15 protein-coding genes, 1 pseudogene and 1 riboswitch are annotated in these 18,113 nt (G+C 69.7%); of the genes and pseudogenes, 9 read left to right on the top strand and 7 right to left on the bottom strand.

Annotation, left to right across the window (positions count from 1 at the left end; translation table 11 throughout):
- The first annotated feature begins 35 nt into the window (after positions 1-35).
- From AS594_RS12005 to AS594_RS11995, 3 genes are all read left to right on the top strand, one after another.
- Positions 36-1,022, top strand: a complete 987-nt coding sequence (locus AS594_RS12005; protein WP_069927021.1) for a tetratricopeptide repeat protein — start codon at positions 36-38, stop codon at positions 1,020-1,022.
- 116 nt (positions 1,023-1,138) lie between these two features.
- Positions 1,139-1,771 carry a peptide deformylase gene (def, locus tag AS594_RS12000; RefSeq protein WP_069927020.1) on the top strand — a complete coding sequence of 211 codons (633 nt, stop codon included), beginning with the start codon at positions 1,139-1,141 and terminating at the stop codon, positions 1,769-1,771.
- 177 nt (positions 1,772-1,948) lie between these two features.
- Positions 1,949-2,689 carry a D-Ala-D-Ala carboxypeptidase family metallohydrolase gene (locus AS594_RS11995; RefSeq protein ID WP_069927019.1) on the top strand — a complete coding sequence of 247 codons (741 nt, stop codon included), beginning with the start codon at positions 1,949-1,951 and terminating at the stop codon, positions 2,687-2,689.
- Between the two features lie 248 nt (positions 2,690-2,937).
- Here AS594_RS11995 and AS594_RS11990 read toward each other — a convergent pair whose 3' ends face one another.
- Entirely contained in the window at positions 2,938-3,906 is a 969-nt protein-coding gene (locus AS594_RS11990) for a helix-turn-helix domain-containing protein (RefSeq protein ID WP_069927018.1), read from the bottom strand.
- Between the two features lie 82 nt (positions 3,907-3,988).
- On the opposite strand from AS594_RS11990, the gene AS594_RS45390 reads away from it, so the two are divergent.
- Positions 3,989-4,207 carry a hypothetical protein gene (locus AS594_RS45390; RefSeq protein WP_069930462.1) on the top strand — a complete coding sequence of 73 codons (219 nt, stop codon included), beginning with the start codon at positions 3,989-3,991 and terminating at the stop codon, positions 4,205-4,207.
- Between the two features lie 143 nt (positions 4,208-4,350).
- Here the strand turns inward: AS594_RS45390 and AS594_RS11980 are convergent, their stop codons facing one another.
- Positions 4,351-5,373, bottom strand: a complete 1,023-nt coding sequence (locus AS594_RS11980; RefSeq protein ID WP_069927017.1) for a ribonucleotide-diphosphate reductase subunit beta — start codon at positions 5,371-5,373, stop codon at positions 4,351-4,353.
- 2 nt (positions 5,374-5,375) lie between these two features.
- Positions 5,376-7,767, bottom strand: a pseudogene (locus AS594_RS11975) (ribonucleoside-diphosphate reductase subunit alpha).
- A 141-nt stretch (positions 7,768-7,908) separates the two neighbouring features.
- Positions 7,909-8,032, bottom strand: a riboswitch (cobalamin riboswitch).
- Positions 8,033-8,143: 111 nt separating this feature from the next.
- Between AS594_RS11975 and AS594_RS47560 the strand changes: the two are divergent.
- Positions 8,144-8,293 carry a hypothetical protein gene (locus AS594_RS47560; RefSeq protein WP_338120157.1) on the top strand — a complete coding sequence of 50 codons (150 nt, stop codon included), beginning with the start codon at positions 8,144-8,146 and terminating at the stop codon, positions 8,291-8,293.
- Between the two features lie 293 nt (positions 8,294-8,586).
- Here the strand turns inward: AS594_RS47560 and AS594_RS11965 are convergent, their stop codons facing one another.
- The 3 genes from AS594_RS11965 to AS594_RS11955 all read right to left on the bottom strand — a co-directional run bounded on the left by AS594_RS11965 (position 8,587) and on the right by AS594_RS11955 (position 12,028).
- The gene (locus AS594_RS11965) at positions 8,587-8,790 is read right to left on the bottom strand and encodes a YbdD/YjiX family protein (protein ID WP_069927015.1); all 204 of its coding nucleotides are present in this window, start codon (positions 8,788-8,790) and stop codon (positions 8,587-8,589) included.
- A complete protein-coding gene (locus AS594_RS11960) occupies positions 8,787-11,006 on the bottom strand; it encodes a carbon starvation CstA family protein (protein WP_176733146.1) in 2,220 nt (739 codons plus the stop codon). The genes AS594_RS11965 and AS594_RS11960 overlap by 4 nt, the downstream gene beginning before the upstream one ends.
- A 251-nt stretch (positions 11,007-11,257) precedes the next feature.
- A complete protein-coding gene (locus AS594_RS11955; RefSeq protein ID WP_069927014.1) occupies positions 11,258-12,028 on the bottom strand; it encodes a GntR family transcriptional regulator in 771 nt (256 codons plus the stop codon).
- A 283-nt stretch (positions 12,029-12,311) separates the two neighbouring features.
- On the opposite strand from AS594_RS11955, the gene AS594_RS11950 reads away from it, so the two are divergent.
- The 4 genes from AS594_RS11950 (at position 12,312) to AS594_RS11935 (ending at position 17,107) form a co-directional block, all read left to right on the top strand.
- Positions 12,312-13,592, top strand: a complete 1,281-nt coding sequence (locus AS594_RS11950; RefSeq protein WP_069933000.1) for an extracellular solute-binding protein — start codon at positions 12,312-12,314, stop codon at positions 13,590-13,592.
- An 80-nt stretch (positions 13,593-13,672) separates the two neighbouring features.
- A complete protein-coding gene (locus AS594_RS11945; RefSeq protein WP_069927012.1) occupies positions 13,673-14,686 on the top strand; it encodes a carbohydrate ABC transporter permease in 1,014 nt (337 codons plus the stop codon).
- The gene (locus AS594_RS11940) at positions 14,683-15,561 is read left to right on the top strand and encodes a carbohydrate ABC transporter permease (protein WP_069927011.1); all 879 of its coding nucleotides are present in this window, start codon (positions 14,683-14,685) and stop codon (positions 15,559-15,561) included. The genes AS594_RS11945 and AS594_RS11940 overlap by 4 nt, the downstream gene beginning before the upstream one ends.
- Before the next feature lie 7 nt (positions 15,562-15,568).
- A complete protein-coding gene (locus AS594_RS11935) occupies positions 15,569-17,107 on the top strand; it encodes a glycoside hydrolase family 3 protein (protein ID WP_069927010.1) in 1,539 nt (512 codons plus the stop codon).
- 82 nt (positions 17,108-17,189) lie between these two features.
- Here AS594_RS11935 and nagB read toward each other — a convergent pair whose 3' ends face one another.
- Positions 17,190-17,975 (bottom strand): glucosamine-6-phosphate deaminase, encoded by a 786-nt coding sequence (gene nagB / locus AS594_RS11930; RefSeq protein ID WP_069930460.1) that lies wholly within the window; start codon positions 17,973-17,975, stop codon positions 17,190-17,192.
- Positions 17,976-18,113 lie beyond the last annotated feature (138 nt).

The raw sequence follows: 18,113 nt of genomic DNA, 5'->3' as shown, positions 1-18,113 counted from the left end.
CCTTCAGCGACCGGCAGGCGGGACAGGCGGGAATCGTGAAGATCTTCGGGAAGGTACGGCATCGGCCATCCGCCTCGTGGCGGCAGGCCACCGACCGCGCGTTCACGCTGATCGGTGACGGTCGGTACGAGGACGCGGGGGCTCTGCTGACACGCGCGGCGGACCTCGAACCCTGGTTGTCCGAGTCCTGGTTCAACCTGGCGCTGCTGCACAAGTTCCGGCACGACTGGGAGCAGGCGCGCTCCGCCGGGCTGCGCGCTGTCGCGCTCCTCGACCGGGAGACCGGAGCCCCGGACTGGTGGAACGTCGGGATCGCGGCCACCGCCCTCCAGGACTGGCCGCTGGCCCGCCGCGCCTGGCAGGCGTACGGCCTGAAGGTGCCGGGCGAGCCCACCGAGAGCGGCGAGCCGCACGGCATGGAGCTGGGCAGCGCGGCCGTCCGCCTCTCACCGGAGGGCGAGGCCGAGGTGGTATGGGGCCGCAGGCTCGACCCGGCGCGGATCGAGGTGCTGTCGATCCCGCTGCCGTCGTCCGGGCGGCGCTGGGGCGAGGTCGTCCTGCACGACGGTGTGCCGCACGGCGAGCGCGTCATCGCCGCCGGCCCGTCGTTCCCCGTGTTCGACGAGATCGAGCTGTGGGCGCCGTCGCCCGTGCCGACCTGGGTGGTGCTCCTGGAAGCCGCCACCGAGGCCGACCGGGACGCCCTGGAGCGGCTGGCCGCAGACGCGGGGTTCGCCGCCGAGGACTGGTCGTCGTCCGTACGGTTGCTCTGCCGGTCCTGCTCCGAGTCGCAGATGCCCAGCGACGAGGGCGACGGCGAGCACCTCGACCCGCACGACCACAGCGAGCCCGGACACCCCGGGCCGCTCGGGCACCGCACGGCCGGCGCCGGTGAGCTGTGGCTGCCCGAGCGCGAGTGCGGCATCGCGGCGCCCGCCGGACTGGTGCGCGGGCTGCTCGACGGGTGGGTCGCCGACAACCCCGACAGCCGCGAGTGGCGGGATCTCGAAGAGGTCTGCTGACGGGCCGGCCGGCCGGTCCGGTTGAACGGTCTGCTGAAACCTGCCCCCGGGCTGCCCGTAGGCTGTACGGGCATCGGATTCGGTATTCGGGGTTTTGAGGAAGGCGTACGGCGGACATGGCGCAGCAGGAGACGGACCAGCAGGAGATCAACGACGGGTTCGTCGTGGACACGGAGAACACCGAGGAGCGCGAGCAGGCGTACCGCGAGCGCGGCACCGCCCGCCCCATCACCGTCGTCGGGAACCCGGTCCTCCACAAGGAGTGCAAGGACGTCACCGAGTTCGACGACAAGCTCGCCGCGCTGATCGACGACATGTTCGCCAGCCAGCGCGCGGCCGAGGGCGTGGGCCTGGCCGCCAACCAGATCGGTGTCGACCTCAAGGTCTTCGTCTACGACTGCCCGGACGACGACGGTGTGCGCCACGTCGGTGTGGTCTGCAACCCGGTCCTGGAGGAGCTTCCGCAGGACCGGCGCCAGCTCGACGAGTCCAACGAGGGCTGCCTGTCGGTCCCGACGGCGTACGCCGAACTGGCCCGCCCCGACTACGCCGTGGTCCGTGGCCAGGACGCCCAGGGCAACCCGATCAAGGTGCGCGGCACCGGTTACTTCGCCCGGTGCCTCCAGCACGAGACGGACCACCTGTACGGCTACCTGTACATCGACCGCCTGTCGAAGCGCGACCGCAAGGAGGCGCTGAAGCAGATGGCCGAGGGCACAGCGCGCTACGAGACCGTCCCCAACGACTGACGTCCTCCGTCTTGCCGCGGGGCGACTGCCATTACTGCCATTGGTCCGACAAATGACTTCGGCAGTCGCCCTGTTGACGCGCGTCCGCCAGCCCGTCAGTCTCGGGCGTGCCCCCCGCGGCCACTGCTCTGGCGCTCCGCGCTTCCGCGTTTCCGCGCTTCTCGGTATGGAGGTCCCATGCTCCGACGTACGGCGAGAACCGTCCTCTGTCTTGTCATGCTCATGGTTGCCGGATTGGCCGGTATGGTCGCCACCGCCGGCACCGCGCACGCCGACGGCTGCTACACCTGGTCCCGCACCCTCTCCCAGGGCGCCACCGGAGCCGACGTCACCCAGCTCCAGATCCGGCTCGGCGGCTACCCCGGATACGGCGCGGTGCTCGCCATCGACGGCGACTACGGCCCCGCCACCACGGCCGCCGTCAAGCGCTTCCAGTCCGCGTACGGGATCGCCGCGGACGGCGTCGCGGGAAGCGCCACCTTCAGCAAGCTCTACGCGCTCCAGGACGACGACTGCACGCCCGTCCACTTCACCTACGCCGAACTCAACGACTGCAACAGCACCTGGGAGGGCGGCGCGGTGAGCGCCGCCACGGCCAAGTCCAACGCCCTGCGCACCATGTGGAAGCTGGAAGCCCTGCGCCACGCGCTGGGCGACCAGCCCGTCACCGTGACCAGCGGCTTCCGGTCGCACGCGTGCAACGACGCGGTCGGCGGGGCGAGCGGCAGCCGCCACCTGTACGGCGACGCCGCCGACCTCGGGGCCGGCCCGCACTCCCTGTGCACCCTGGCCAAGCAGGCCCGTAACCACGGCTTCAACGGCATCCTCGGTCCGGGCTACCCGGGCCACAGCGACCACACCCACGTCGACCACCGCGCGAGCCGCTTCTGGTCGGCGTCGAGCTGCGGCGTCTCCTGACGCGTTCCGCGGAACGTCGAGTGGGCGTTCTCGGGAACGTCGAGCGGGCGCTCCCCGGAACTGAAACCGAGCGCTCCCAGGAACGTCGGCTGTGTGTTCCCGGGAAGCGAAACCGAGCGTTCCCGGGAACGTCGACTTTGCTTCCCCGGAACCGAAACCGAGCGTTCCCGAGAACGTCTTTCGAGCGTTCCAGGGAGCCGCTGCCGTGCGTTCCCCGGAACGCACGGCAGCCCTGTGAAGGGTTGCTCTCAGGCGGCCAGTGCCGGTCCCCGGAACGTACGGCGGTACGCGTTCGGCGTCGTCCCCAGTGACCGTACGAACTGATGACGCAGAGCCGCCGCGTTCCCGAACCCCGCGCGGCCCGCGATCGCGTCCACGGTGTCGTCCGTCGCCTCCAGCAACTCCTGCGCGAGCAGCACCCGCTGGCGCAGCAGCCACCGGTACGGCGTCGTGCCCGTCTCCTGGAGGAAGCGGCGCGCGAACGTCCGGGGCGACATGTGCGCCCGTTCCGCCAGCTGCTCCACGGTCATCTCCTGGTCCATATGCCGCTCCATCCAGCCCAGCACCCCGCCCACCGTGTCGCAGCGCACGTGCGTGAGCGGACGCTCGATGTACTGCGCCTGGCCTCCGTCGCGGTGCGGCGGGACGACCATGCGGCGGGCGATGGTGTTGGCGACCTCGGACCCGTGCTCCTGGCGGACGAGGTGCAGGCAGGCGTCGATCCCGGCGGCGGTCCCGGCCGATGTGATGACCGAGCCCTCGTCGACGTACAGCACGTCGGGCTCGACCTTCGCTCGCGGGTGGCGGCGGGCCAGCTCGGCGGAATGCCGCCAGTGGGTGGTGCAGCGCCGCCCGTCCAGCAGTCCCGCGGCCCCCAGCACGAACGCGCCCGAGCAGACGCTCAGCACCCGCGCGCCCCGGTCGACGGCGCGGCGCAGGGCGTCGAGCAGCGGCTCGGGATAGGTGCGGGCCTCGCAGTGCTGGTCGGCGGGAACGGCGATGAGGTCGGCGCTCTCCAGCCGTTCGAGACCGTACGGCACGGAGAGGGAGAAGGCGCCCGAACGGGCGGCTATCGGGCCGGGCTCTGCGGCGCAGACGGCGAAGTCGTAGACGGGAAGTCCCTGATCGCTGCGGTCGATCCCGAACACCTCGCAGATGACGCCGAGTTCGAAGGGGTTGACTCCGTCGACGAGTGCCACGGCAACGTTTTTCAGCATGCGTGCAGTGTGGCAGTAATTCGAGGTTCCATGACAGTCCTGCCACTGACTTTTCTTGGCCCCGAAGACCAGAGTGGACGCCATGGAAACCTTCTTGAACTACCTCGCGGTCCTCGTCGTCTTCACTCTCGTCACCCTCCCGTCCTTCATCGGCCACGCCAGGGAACGCCGGATCGACCGGCAGCTCAGGCAGGCCGAGAACCCCCGCCCGCGTCGGTCCGAGACCATCCGCAGCGCCCCGGGACGGCGGCCGGTGAGGCGGTCCGTCGCGGCGGACGTGCTGTCACCGGCCGGCAGGTGAACCCTCTGCGAGCGGTGCCCCGACGGCGGCCCGAAGACCCCCGAGAAGCCGAACGGCGCCGCGAAGGTCGTGCCCCACCGGCTGGTGGGGCACGGTCCTTCACGACGCCAGGCGCGACCGCCCGCTCGCGGTCCGACGGCGGTCTAGAAGTCGTCGTCGAAGGCGACCGAGCCCTCTACCGCGACCTGGTACGCCGACGGGCGGCGCTCGAAGAAGTTCGTCAGCTCCTGCACGCCCTGGAGCTCCATGAAGGAGAACGGATTCTGCGAGCCGTACACCGGCGGGAAGCCGAGGCGCTCCAGCCGCTGGTCGGCGACGCACTGGAGGTATTCGCGCATCGACTCGGTGTTCATGCCGGGCAGGCCCTCACCGCACAGGTCGCGGCCGAACTGGAGCTCCGCCTCGACGGCCTCCTTCAGCATGTCCGTGACCTGCTGCTGGAGAGCGTCGTCGAAGAGCTCCGGCTCCTCCTTGCGGACGGTGTCCACGACCTCGAACGCGAAGTTCATGTGCATGGTCTCGTCGCGGAACACCCAGTTCGTACCCGTCGCCAGGCCGTGCAGCAGGCCCCGCGAACGGAACCAGTACACGTACGCGAACGCGCCGTAGAAGAACAGGCCCTCGATGCACGCCGCGAAACAGATCAGGTTCAGCAGGAAGCGGCGGCGGTCGGCCTGCGTCTCCAGGCGGTCGATCTTCTCGACCGAGTCCATCCACTTGAAGCAGAACTGCGCCTTCTCGCGGATCGAGGGGATCTCCTCCACCGCGTCGAACGCCGCCGCGCGGTCGTCCGGGTCGGGCAGGTAGGTGTCGAGCAGCGTCAAGTAGAACTGGACGTGCACGGCCTCCTCGAAGAGCTGGCGCGAGAGGTAGAGGCGCGCTTCGGGGGAGTTGATGTGCTTGTAGAGCGTCAGCACGAGGTTGTTGGAGACGATCGAGTCGCCCGTCGCGAAGAACGCGACCAGCCGGCCGATCATGTGCTGCTCGCCCGGCGAGAGCTTGGCGAGGTCCGTGACGTCCGAGTGGAGGTCGACCTCCTCCACCGTCCACGTGTTCTTGATCGCGTCCCGGTAGCGCTCGTAGAAGTCCGGGTAGCGCATGGGACGCAGCGTCAGCTCGAAGCCCGGGTCGAGAAGGTTTTTAGAGATTGCAGCGTTTTCGCTCATGATTACTGGCACGCCTCGCAGGACTCGGGGTTCTCAAGGGAGCAGGCGATCGCGTCCGCGTCGGGGCGGCGGGGCCTGCTGTACGGGGATGGGGGCCGCGGCAGCCGCGCCGGAGCCGGCCGCGCGGGCGATGCGGGTCGCGGGGCGCGAGCGCAGGTAGTACGTCGTCTTCAGCCCCTTCTTCCACGCGTAGGCGTACATCGAGGAGAGCTTCCCGATGGTCGGCGTCTCCAGGAAGAGGTTCAGGGACTGCGACTGGTCGAGGTACGGCGTACGGGCCGCCGCCATGTCGATCAGACCGCGCTGCGGGATCTCCCACGCGGTGCGGTACAGGGCCCGTACCTCCTCGGGGATCCAGCTGAAGCCCTGCACCGAGCCGCTGGACTCGCGCAGCGCCTCGCGGGACTGGGCGTCCCAGACGCCGAGCTTCTTCAGGTCCTCCACCAGGTACGCGTTGACCTGGAGGAACTCACCGCTGAGCGTCTCGCGCTTGAAGAGGTTGGAGACCTGCGGCTCGATGCACTCGTACACGCCCGCGATGGACGCGATGGTCGCGGTCGGCGCGATCGCGAGGAGCAGGGAGTTGCGCATGCCGGTCTTCGCGATACGGGCGCGCAGCGCGTCCCACCGCTCCGGCCAGGTGACCTCGACGCCGTAGTGGTCGGGGTGCAGGACGCCGCGCGCCGCGCGGGTCTTCTCCCAGGCCGGGAGCGGGCCGCTGACCTCGGCGAGGTCGCAGGACGCCTCGTACGCGGCGAGCATGATGCGCTCGGCGATCCGCGTGGACAGGTCGCGGGCCTCGGCCGAGTCGAAGGGCAGGCGCAGCTTGAAGAAGACGTCCTGGAGACCCATCGCGCCCAGGCCCACCGGACGCCACTTGGCGTTGGAGCGGCCGGCCTGCTCGGTCGGGTAGAAGTTGATGTCGACGACGCGGTCGAGGAAGGTGACGGCCGTGCGGACGGTCTCGTCCAGCCGCTCCCAGTCGATCTCGCCGTTCCCGAGAACGAACGAACCGAGGTTGACGGAGCCGAGGTTGCAGACGGCCGTCTCGCCGTCGTCAGTGACCTCCAGGATCTCGGTGCACAGGTTCGAGGAGTGGACGACGGAGCCGGGCTCGGCGGTCTGGTTCGCCGTACGGTTCGACGCGTCCTTGAACGTCATCCAGCCGTTCCCGGTCTGCGCCAGGGTGCGCATCATCCGGCCGTACAGCTGGCGCGCGGGAATGGTCGTACGGGCCAGGCCGTCGGCCTCCGCCTTGCGGTACGCCTGGTCGAACGCGTCGCCCCACAGGTCGACGAGCTCGGGAACGTCGGAGGGCGAGAACAGCGACCAGTCGGCGTCCGCGTCGACGCGGCGCATGAACTCGTCGGGGATCCAGTGCGCGAGGTTCAGGTTGTGCGTACGCCGCGCCTCCTCACCCGTGTTGTCGCGCAGTTCCAGGAACTCCTCGATGTCCGCGTGCCACGTCTCCAGGTAGACGCAGGCCGCGCCCTTGCGCCGGCCGCCCTGGTTCACGGCGGCGACGGACGAGTCGAGGGTGCGCAGGAAGGGGACGATGCCGTTCGAGTGACCGTTGGTGCCGCGGATCAGGGAGCCGCGGGCGCGGATGCGGGAGTACGAGAGGCCGATGCCGCCGGCGTGCTTGGAGAGGCGCGCGACCTCGTGGTAGCGGCCGTAGATCGAGTCGAGCTCGTCGAGCGGCGAGTCCAGCAGGTAGCAGGACGACATCTGCGGGTGGCGCGTACCGGAGTTGAACAGCGTCGGCGACGACGGCAGGTAGTCCAGGCGGCTCATCAGGCGGTACAGCGCGGCGACCTCGTCGGCGGCCGGGGGGGAGTCGTCCTTGGCGAGGCCGGACGCCACGCGCAGCATGAAGTGCTGCGGGGTCTCGATGACCTGACGGGTGATGGGGTGGCGCAGGAGGTAGCGGCTGTAGACCGTGCGCAGTCCGAAGTAGCCGAAGCGGTCGTCGGCGTCCTGGTCGACCAGCGCGTCGAGGCGGGCCGCGTGGGCGTTCACGAAGTCGGCCGTGCGGTCGGCGATCAGGCCCTCGCGGTGGCCGACGGACACCGACTCGGAGAACGTACGGACGCCCTGCGTCGCCGCCTCGTCCCGGATCGTACGGGTCAGCAGGCGGGCCGCGAGGCGGGAGTACGCCGGGTCCTCGGAGATCAGCCCGGCGGCGGCGTCGGTGGCGAGGCCCCGCAGCTCTGCCGCGTCGGACGCCGCGTTGCGGCCGCGCAGGGCGGCCGCGGCGACTCTGCCCGGGTCGGTGTCGGGGAGGTCGGCGGTCAGGTCGGTGAGGGTCCGCAGCAGTGCGGTCCCGGCTCCGGGCCCGTCGGACGGCTCCGTCGATTCCGTGGCAGTGGCCGGATCGGCTGACGCGATGGTCACAGGGGTGCTCTCCCTCGCTCGGCGCGGGGCCGGCGGGGGAGCGGGGGCGTACGGGCACACGTCACCCGTCGAGGGCGGCACACCGCGTAGCGTCCACCGGCCCAACCGCGAGGCCCGGACGTGTCGGTATCCGGTTCGGTCGAGCCGGATACACCGTCGGCAGGTCTTCGGACTCCCGGGTGCACAAAAGCACACCGATCACACCGTTGCGGGACAGTTCCGGATTCACACCGGATTCCCCTGCGGCGACAGCGAGCATGAGCATACATGTGGGGGCGGTTGGATGATGCACCCCCCACATGTTGTGTCACGCGGGAAGGGGACCGCAGTTGTCACAGGGCGCCGCTATCGTCGTGAGCACAAGGAGGTACGCCCCATGACAGCTGTCGCCGGCCGGCCCCACCTGCTCCCCGAAGAGTTCGACGAGGCCACGCGCATACTCGCCCGCACGACCGAGGGCGTGCGTCTGGAGCTCATCGACGGGCGGCTGAGGAGCAGGGTTGTTCCGGACGGGGACCACGGGTGAATCATTCAGTGGCTGACGCGCATCTGCTTGCAGTCTCGTCCCGAGCTGTGGCTCCATCCGGACCAAGGGCTGAAGGTGCAGGCGTACCGCAAGGGCCGCGCGCCCCGACGGCTCACTCGCGCCCAGTGATGCCTTCGTACGAGAACGCGCACACCGTCCCGTTCGGCAAGCCGGTGGCGCTGCCCGGCCCGGTCGAACTCACCCTGGAGACCCAAGCCCTGAAGGAGTGGGTGCGCTGACGCCGACGGGCCGCCGTACCCCCGAATGGGGCGCGGCGGCCCGTGGGCGACCGTTCAGCAGCAGCGGAAGCCCTCGCGGGGGTCCGCCTCGCGGGCGTCCGTGCGGCTGCGCTCGAACTGGCGGCGGGTCATCACCGGCGCCCCGGGGTCGCAGGAGCGCGCGTGGGCGACGTACCGGTCGTACGCCGACTCGCCGGTCAGCTCGCGGACGTACCAGCGGATCCGGCCCGCCGCCCGCCGAACGTCCGTCAGCGTCATTCCGGCGTCCCCGTCCCGGCGGCCGCCGTCTCCTTGCGGTTGCCGCCCTCCGGGCCGACGCCGGCGGCGACCAGTTCGGCCTTCTCCTCCTTGGTGGCGATGATCGAGGCGGGGGCGACCAGCTTGGACTCGACGTACGGCGCCTCGTGGAGCTTGACGCTCTCGGGGTCGCGGATCGCCTTGAGGCAGACCCGGCCGGCGTCCGCGAGCACCACCACGATGAGGACCGCGAAGAGCGCGCACAGCACGCCGTCGACGGTCGAGTTGGTGACGACGGTGTGCATCTGGTCCATGTTCTTGGCGGGCGGCAGCACCTGGCCCGCGTCGATGCCGGCCTGGTACTTGTCGCGCTGGGCGAAGAAGCCGACCTTCACGTCGTCCGAGAAGATCTTCTGCCAGCTCGCGGTGAGCGTGACCGCCACGTCCCAGGCGAGCGGCACCGCGGTGACCCACGCCCACTTCAGGCGGCCGGACTTCACGAGCAGCGTGGTGCAGACGGCGAGGGCGACGGCGGCCAGCAGCTGGTTCGCGATGCCGAACAGCGGGAAGAGCTGGTTGATGCCGCCCAGCGGGTCGTGCACGCCGACCCACAGGAAGTAGCCCCAGCCGCCGACGACGACCGCGCTGGCGAACCAGACACCGGGCTTCCAGCTGACCTGGCGGAACGGCTTGTAGACGTTGCCCAGCATGTCCTGGAGCATGAAGCGTCCGACGCGCGTGCCCGCGTCCACCGTGGTGAGGATGAACAGCGCCTCGAACATGATTGCGAAGTGGTACCAGAAAGCCTTCATCGCGGTACCGCCGACGACGGCCGAGAAGATCTCCGACATGCCGAGCGCGAAGGTCGGCGCGCCACCCGTGCGCGAGAGCAGGCTCTGCTCCTCGACGTCCTTCGCGGCCTGGGCCAGCGCCTCGGGCGAGATGGAGAAGCCGAGGTTCGTCACCGCCTCGGACGCCGCCTGGACGCTGTCCCCGACGACGCCGACGGGGGAGTTGATGGCGAAGTACAGGCCGGGATCGATGATGCAGGCCGTGATCATGGCCATCACCGCGACGAACGACTCGGTCAGCATCGCGCCGTAGCCGATCATCCGGATCTGTGTCTCCTTCTGGACCATCTTCGGCGTGGTGCCGGAGGAGACCAGGGAGTGGAAGCCGGAGAGCGCGCCGCAGGCGATGGTGATGAAGACGAACGGGAACATCGAGCCGGCGAAGACCGGCCCGGTGCCGCTGGTCGCGAAGTCGGTGACGGCGGGCATCTTCATCGTCGGCAGCGCTATGAAGACGCCGAGGGCGAGCAGCCCGATCGTGCCGACCTTCATGAAGGTGGAGAGGTAGTCGCGCGGCGCCAGCAGCAGCCACACCGGGAGGACCGAGGCGAGGAAGCCGTACACGATCATCCAGATGACGAGCGTGCCCGGCTCCAGCGTGAAGGTGTCCGCCCACGAGGACTCCGCGACCCAGCCGCCCGAGACGATCGCGAGCAGCAGCAGCGCGACGCCGATGACGGAGACCTCGCTGACCCGGCCGGGACGCAGGACGCGCAGGTAGACGCCCATGAACAGGGCGATCGGGATGGTCATGCCGATGGAGAAGACGCCCCACGGCGAGTGCGCGAGCGCGTTCACGATCACCAGGGCGAGCACCGCCAGCAGGATGATCATGATGGCGAAGACGGCGACCAGGGCGGCCGCGCCGCCGAACGGTCCTATCTCGTCCCGCGCCATCTGGCCGAGCGAGCGGCCGTCGCGCCGGGTGGAGAAGAAGAGCGTCACCATGTCCTGGACGGCGCCGGCGAGGATGACGCCGACGATGATCCAGATCGTGCCGGGCAGGTAGCCCATCTGCGCGGCCAGTACGGGACCGACCAGCGGACCCGCGCCCGCGATGGCGGCGAAGTGGTGGCCGAACAGGACGCGGCGGTCGGTGGGGTGGAAGTCGACACCGTTGTCGAGCCGCTCGGCGGGTGTGGCCCGGTTCTTGTCGACCTTCAGGACGCGGTGGGCGATGAAGCGCGAGTAGAAGCGGTACGCGATGGCGTACGAGCCGAGGGCCGCCGCCAGCATCCAGGCGGCGGAGACCTCTTCACCGCGCGAGAGGGCGAGTACGGCCCAGGCGATGGCGCCCACCAGGGCCACCGAGGCCCAGATGGCTATGGACTTCGGGGACAGGGCCCCTTTTCCCTGGGCTGGCGTTGTCGACTGCGGCTCCGGCATGACGATCCGTCCCCTCGCGCGATCTTTCTCGTAACGTGCGCGAAATCTAGGTGCTGTGACCGTCGTCCGTAACCCCCTGTCCGCATATCGGTACGGACACGGCCCGACCATTGCAGGTCAGGGCCGTACCGGAGCTCCTTCGTGTCAGGCCCGCGTCATTCCGTCGGCCGCTTCAGGTTCGCCACGCCGTGCTGTCCCGGGAGCGACCCCCGGACCCCCGGCCGCGCTGGGAGTGCCGTCGCGTCAGTCCGTCATTCCGTCGGCCGCTTCAGGTTCGCCACGAACTTGTAGCGGTCGCCGCGGTAGACCGAGCGCACCCACTCCACCGGCTCGCCGTTGCCGTCGATCGAGTGCCGGGACAGCATCAGCATCGGCAGGCCCACGTCCGTACCGAGCAGCCCGGCCTCGCGCGGGGTGGCCAGCGACGTCTCGATCGTCTCCTCGGCCTCGGCCAGCCGTACGTCGTACACCTCCGCCAGCGCCGTGTAGAGCGAGGTGTACTTCACGAGCGAGCGGCGCAGCGCCGGGAAGCGCTTCGCCGACAGGTGGGTCGTCTCGATCGCCATCGGCTCGCCGCTCGCCAGCCGCAGCCGCTCGATCCGCAGGACCCGGCCGCCCGGCGAGATGTCGAGCAGCCCGGCGAGCGTGTCGTCGGCGGTGACGTAACCGATGTCCAGGAGCTGGGAGGTGGGCTCCAGGCCCTGTGCCCGCATGTCCTCCGTGTACGAGGTGAGTTGCAGCGCCTGCGAGACCTTGGGCTTGGCCACGAACGTGCCCTTGCCCTGGATCCTCTCCAGCCGGCCCTCGACCACCAGCTCCTGGAGCGCCTGGCGCACCGTCGTACGAGAGGTGTCGAACTCGGCGGCCAGAGTCCGCTCCGGCGGTACCGGGGTACCGGGCGGCAGGGTCTCCGTCATATCCAGCAAATGCCGCTTGAGCCGGTAGTACTTGGGCACGCGCGCGGTGCGCGTCGCCGCCGCCGCCGTGCCCTCGGCCTCCGTGCCGCCCCCGTCCGTGGCCATGACCCGCCTTCCCGACTTCTGTGCTGCTGCCGTCACCGGCTCCTCCGACTGTCGCGGCTCACATGGTGGCACGGCCTTGTCGAAGGTCGTCGCCCTTGCTCAGGTGTCGGTCCGATAACGGACGCGAGAGCCCTTCTTATACACCCTTGACACCCCTAAAGGTCTAGGCCAAGCTCCCGGTACTGGTCTAAACCATTAAAGACCAAGGTCCCACCCCCGGGCAGTACTTGTCGTAAGTCTTCGCGGTGGGCAGGGGGGTTGCAGGCATCCTGAGGAGGGTGGCGTGAAGCGCAAGCTCATCGCGGCGATAGGCGTCGCGGGCATGATGGTCAGCATTGCCGCATGTGGCGGCTCGGAGAGCACGGGCGGCGGCGACAAGGCGAAGCCCAAGGAGCTCACCGTCTGGCTCACGGTCGACGCCCAGAACAACTGGCCCGAGCTGGTCAAGGCGGCCGACGACGCGATCGTCAAGAAGTACCCGGGCATCAAGATCAAGCACGAGTACTACGGCTGGCCGGACAAGAACGCCAAGCTCGACGCCGTACTCGCCACGGACAAGGCTCCGGACGTGGTCGAGATGGGCAACTCCGAGATGGTCGGCTACATGGCCACCGGCGCGTTCGCCGAGATCGACCCGTCGAAGTTCGAGAAGTCGGACGAGTGGCTGGACGGCCTCAAGCTGTCCGTCACGTACGAGGGCAAGACCTACGGTGTGCCGTACTACGCCGGTGGCCGTGTCGGCACCTGGCGCAAGGACATCGCCGCCGAGGCCGGCGTCAAGGCCACGCCGAAGACGTACAAGGAGCTCACCTCCGCCCTGGACAAGATCCAGAAGAAGAAGGGCGACAAGTTCAGCGCCTGGTACCAGCCGTCGCCCGACTGGTACGCGGCCATGTCGTTCGTCTACGACGCCGGCGGCTCCATCGCCGAACAGAGCGGCGACCAGTGGAAGTCCAACCTGTCCTCGCCGGAGTCCCTCAAGGGCCTGGGTGAGTACAAGAAGGTCCTCGACGCGTACATGCACGCCGACAAGACCAAGGACGAGGCCGACCGCCCGATCGTCTTCGGCCAGGGCAAGGCCGCGACGATGTTCGCCGCCGCCTGGGAGGGCGGGACCGCCGCCGACCCGAAGAACGACAAGGTCGGCAAGCTGGCCGACAAGATCGAGAACTTCGTGATGCCCGGCCCGTCCGGCAAGAACCTCCCGGTCTTCCTCGGCGGCTCGGACCTGGCCGTTCCGGTCAAGTCCGACGCTCAGGCCGTCGCGGGTGAGTGGATCAACGCGTTCACCGGCGCCGAGGGCCAGAAGGGCCTCGTCGCGAAGGGCAACCTCCCCAACAACAAGTCGGACTTGGAGCCCCTGAAGTCCGACCCGGCGACCGCTGTCCCGGCCACCGCCGCCGCGTCCAGCTGGTTCGTTCCCACCGCTCCCGGCTGGGGCCAGGTCGAGAAGGCCAAGATCCTCCAGACCATGCTCAAGGAGATCGGCACCGGCAAGAAGTCGGTCGAGGCCGCCGCGAAGGCCGCCGACGCCGAGATCGACAAGGTCATCAACACCAAGTGACCTGAGCGGGCAGGGCCTCGCCGCTTCCGGCGGGGCCCTGCCCGCCCGCAGTACGGAGAGGGAGCTGTGAGGAGCGCGCGATGAGTGCCGCAGAGACAACCACCGCCAAGGTGCCGCCGACGCGGCCGTCGCCATCACCACGGAACGGGGCGGGACTTCCCGGGGGGTCCACAGGGACCGGAAAGACTGTCAGAAAGCGGACAGCCGGCAGCGCCGCCGTGCCGTGGGCGCTGCTCGCCCCCTGCCTGCTGATCATCCTGCTCGTCATGGGCTATCCGCTGGTACGGCTGGTCACGCTCTCTTTCCAGAGCTTCGGCAAGTCGGAGCTGTGGGGCTTCAAGGACGCCGAGTGGGTGGGGTTCAAGAACTTCAGCGCCATCCTGGGGGACGGCGAGTTCTGGGCGGTCGTCGTACGCACCGTCGTCTTCACGGCCGGCGCGGTCGTCCTCACGATGGTGCTCGGCATGCTGATCGCCCTGCTCATGCAGCGGGTGTCCGGCTGGGTGAAGGCGCTCATCAGCATCGCCCTGGTGGCGAGCTGGGGCATGCCCATCATCGTGGCCACCGCCATCTTCAAGTGGATCTTCGACACTGATTACGGCGTACTCAACTGGCTGCTGAGCAAGCTGCCAGGGGTCGAGATGGCCGGCCACAATTGGTTCGCCAGCGGCACGCAGGGACTCGCCGTGATCACGCTGCTGGTCGTGTGGGGCGCGGTGCCCTTCGTGGTCATCACCCTGAGCGCCGGTCTCACCCAGGTCCCCAAGGAGATGGAAGAGGCCGCCCGGCTCGACGGCGCCGGTGCGTGGGGCGTCTTCCGCTGGGTCACCCTGCCGATCCTCAAGCCCATCATCGTCATGCTGACCACCCTCTCGGTGATCTGGGACATGGGCGTCTTCCCGCAGGTCTTCGTGATGCGCGGCGGCAACCCCGAAGCCGAGTTCCAGCTGCTCACCACGTACTCGTACCAGAAGGCGTTCGTCGTCAACGACTACTCGGGCGGCTCCGCCATCGCCCTGGTCACCGTGCTCCTGCTGCTGGGTGTGGTCGCCGTCTACATGCGTCAGATGCTCAAGATCGGAGAGGTGGAGTGACCTCGACCACCGCGGCTCCCGCTGCCGTCCAGCGCCCCAAGAGCCGTTCCCGCAGGGGCAGGAAGGGCAAGGCCGGCTGGAACGCCGTCGGCCTGCTGGTCTTCGTCGTCATGGGCTTCCCGGTCTACTGGATGCTCAACACGGCGTTCAAGCCCGCCAAGGACGCGATCGACCCCGACCCGCAGTTCTTCCCGAGGCCGTTCACCCTGGAGAACTTCCGGCGGGCGTTCGACGTCGCCGACTTCTGGGGTCCGGTCGGGCGCAGCCTTGCCGTCTCGTCCGTCGTGGTCCTCATCGGCATCGTGCTGGGCATGCTCGCCGCGCTCGCCATCTCCCGGTTCGCCTTCCGGGGCCGCAAGATCGTGATCGTGGGCATCCTCGCGGTCCAGATGGTGCCGCTGGTCGCCATGATCATCCCGGTCTTCCTGCTCCTGAACGAGCTGGGTCAGTACGACAAGCTCACCGGCCTGATCGTCACGTATCTGACCTTCGTCCTCCCCTTCACCGTGTGGACGCTGCGCGGCTTCATCGTGAACATCCCGAAGGAGCTGGAAGAGGCGGCCATGGTCGACGGCTGCACGCGCACCGGCGCCTTCGTCCGGGTCGTCTTCCCGCTGCTGGCCCCCGGGATGGTCGCCACGTCCGTCTACGGATTCATCCAGGCGTGGAACGAGTACCTGTACGCGCTGATGCTGATGAGCCAGCAGAACCAGACCGCCACCGTCTGGCTCGGCAACTTCACCACCAAGAACGGCACCGAGTACGCCCCGATGATGGCCGGCGCCACGATGATGGCCGTCCCCATCGTGATCCTCTTCCTCCTCGTCCAGCGCAAGATGGCCGCAGGTCTGACGGCCGGCGCAGTGAAGGGATAACGCCGCCATGACGACACTCGTAAGCCCCACGGACACGCTGACCCGCGACGCCCTGGCCGTCCTCCAGCCCGGTTTCGAAGGCGCCACCGCCCCCGACTGGCTGCTGCGGCGTGTCGGCGAAGGTCTGACCTCGGTCGGCCTCTTCGGCCGCAACATCACCTCCCCGGCGCAACTGGCGGCGCTCACCGCGCAGTTGCGTGCCGAGCGTGACGACGTGCTCGTCGCGATCGACGAGGAGGGGGGCGACGTCACCCGCCTGGAGGTCCGTCACGGCTCCTCGTTCCCCGGCAACCTCGCGCTCGGCACCGTCGACGACACCGGCCTGACCAGGGACGTCGCCCGCGAACTCGGCCGCAGACTGGCCGAATGCGGGGTCAACCTCAACTGGGCGCCGTCCGCCGACGTCAACTCGGACCCGGGCAATCCGGTCATCGGCGTACGTTCCTTCGGCGCCGACCCGCACCTCGTGGCCCGGCACACCGCGGCGTACGTCGAAGGTCTCCAGGCCGCCGGTGTCGCCGCGTGCACGAAGCACTTCCCCGGGCACGGCGACACCGCCGTCGACTCGCACCACGCGCTGCCCCGTATCGACGTGGATTTGGACACACTGCACGCCCGTGAGCTGGTGCCTTTCCGGGCCGCGATCGCGGCGGGCTCCAAATCTGTCATGAGCGCGCATATCCTGCTTCCTGCGCTCGACCCGTCCCGTCCGGCCACTCTGAGCCCGCGGATCCTCACCGGTCTGCTCCGCGAGGAGCTCGGCTACGACGGGCTGATCATCACCGACGGCATGGAGATGCAGGCCATCTCCGCGACGTACGGAATCGAGCGCGGCAGCGTCATGGCGATCGCCGCCGGCGCCGACGCGATCTGCGTCGGGGGCGGACTGGCGGACGACGGGACCGTACTGCGGCTGCGCGACGCGCTGGTCGCGGCCGTGCGGGACGGCGTACTGCCGGAGGAACGGCTGGCCGACGCGGCCGCGCGCGTGCGCGCCCTCGCGAGCTGGACGAGTGAGACCAGGGGGGCCCGGGGGGCTCCCGGGCCGGGCGCGGCTTCACAGGAGGGGACCGCGCCCAGCCCGGGCGCGGGTGCGCCCGACGCGGTCGGTCTGGTGGCCGCGCGGCGCGCGCTGCGGATCACGCGGAGCGCCGGTTTCGAGCCCGTCACGTCCGCCCCGTACGTCGCTTCCTTCTCCCCGGTCGCGAACATCGCCGTCGGTGACGAGACGCCGTGGGGGGTGGCCGCCGAGCTCGCTCGCCTGCTTCCGGGCACCACGACAGGCACGTACGGCAGCGAGAACTGCACGCCGGAGCAGGTGATCGGGGCCGCGGGGGACCGGCGCATCGTCGCGGTCGTGCGCGACGCCCACCGCCACCCGTGGATGGCGGTCGCGCTGGAGACACTCACCGCCGCCCGGCCCGACACGGTCGTCGTGGAGATGGGCGTGCCGCAGGCCCAGGCGCGCGGGGCGCTCTACATCGCGACGCACGGCGCCTCGCGGGTGTGCGGCCGGGCAGCCGCGGAGGCCATCGCCGGCGCCTGACGCCCCCGTCGCCGGCGTGCGGCGGTACGACGAAGTGCCGGGGCCCGGGGGGACCTCGGCACTTCGTCCGTCCAGCGGACCGCTACAGACCCTGCCAGGCCGGCTTGGCCGCGTACGTCGCCCGGAAGTAGTCGGCGAGCTTCAGCTTGGACGCCGCCGCCTCGTCGACCACGACGGTCGCGTGCGGGTGCAGCTGGAGGGCGGAGGCCGGTACGAGCGCCGCGACCGGGCCCTCCACGGTCTGCGCGACGGCCTCGGCCTTGCCCTCACCGGTGGCGAGCAGCACCAGGTGGCGGGCCTCCAGGATGGTGCCGATGCCCTGGGTGATGACGTGGTGGGGCACCTGGTCGATGTCGTTGTCGAAGAACCGCGCGTTGTCGACACGGGTCTGCTCGGTCAGCGTCTTGATGCGCGTGCGGGAGGCGAGCGAGGAGCACGGCTCGTTGAAGCCTATGTGCCCGTCGGTGCCGATCCCGAGCAGCTGGAGGTCCACGCCGCCGGCCTCGCCGAGCGCGCGGTCGTACGCCGCGCACGCCCCCTCGATGTCCTCCGCGGAGCCGTCGGGCCCCATGAACGAGGACTCCGTCAGGCCGAGCGGCTCCACGACCTCGCGCAGCACGACGGAGCGGTACGACTCGGGGTGGCCGGGGGGCAGGCCGACGTACTCGTCGAGCTGGCAGATCCGGGCACGGGACGGGTCGGCCTCGCCCGCGCGGACCTTGGCCGTCAGGGCTTCGTAGATGGGCAGCGGGGAGGAACCGGTGGCCACGCCGAGCAACGCGTCGGGCTTGTGGCTCAGCAGCCGGCCGATGGCCGCCGCGATGAGCTCGCCGCCCGTTCTGGCGTCCGGAACGATGACAACTTCCACGCTGAGCCTGCCGATCTGAGAGGGGGAGCCGATTGTGGTATAGACCAATCTAGCAGAGCCGAAGCCCCGCGCCGGGGCGTCTTCACCATGCGGATCCCCGCCGTTCCATGGTCGACTGAGAGGCGCCGATCGTCACCT

Origin of the sequence: Streptomyces agglomeratus (assembly GCF_001746415.1) — a bacterium.
Taxonomy (GTDB): Bacteria; Actinomycetota; Actinomycetes; order Streptomycetales; family Streptomycetaceae; genus Streptomyces; species Streptomyces agglomeratus.
This window is presented reverse-complemented; position numbering and strand designations above follow the sequence as displayed.

Excerpts from the sequence above, each read along its gene's own strand:
- def (WP_069927020.1), top strand. The coding sequence starts at position 1,139 with ATGGCGCAGCAGGAGACGGACCAGCAGGAGATCAACGACGGGTTCGTC.
- AS594_RS11995 (WP_069927019.1), top strand. The coding sequence starts at position 1,949 with ATGCTCCGACGTACGGCGAGAACCGTCCTCTGTCTTGTCATGCTCATG.
- AS594_RS11990 (WP_069927018.1), bottom strand. The coding sequence starts at position 3,906 with ATGCTGAAAAACGTTGCCGTGGCACTCGTCGACGGAGTCAACCCCTTC.
- AS594_RS45390 (WP_069930462.1), top strand. The coding sequence starts at position 3,989 with ATGGAAACCTTCTTGAACTACCTCGCGGTCCTCGTCGTCTTCACTCTC.
- AS594_RS11980 (WP_069927017.1), bottom strand. The coding sequence starts at position 5,373 with ATGAGCGAAAACGCTGCAATCTCTAAAAACCTTCTCGACCCGGGCTTC.
- AS594_RS47560 (WP_338120157.1), top strand. The coding sequence starts at position 8,144 with ATGACAGCTGTCGCCGGCCGGCCCCACCTGCTCCCCGAAGAGTTCGAC.
- AS594_RS11965 (WP_069927015.1), bottom strand. The coding sequence starts at position 8,790 with ATGACGCTGACGGACGTTCGGCGGGCGGCGGGCCGGATCCGCTGGTAC.
- AS594_RS11960 (WP_176733146.1), bottom strand. The coding sequence starts at position 11,006 with ATGCCGGAGCCGCAGTCGACAACGCCAGCCCAGGGAAAAGGGGCCCTG.
- AS594_RS11955 (WP_069927014.1), bottom strand. The coding sequence starts at position 12,028 with ATGGCCACGGACGGGGGCGGCACGGAGGCCGAGGGCACGGCGGCGGCG.
- AS594_RS11945 (WP_069927012.1), top strand. The coding sequence starts at position 13,673 with ATGAGTGCCGCAGAGACAACCACCGCCAAGGTGCCGCCGACGCGGCCG.
- AS594_RS11935 (WP_069927010.1), top strand. The coding sequence starts at position 15,569 with ATGACGACACTCGTAAGCCCCACGGACACGCTGACCCGCGACGCCCTG.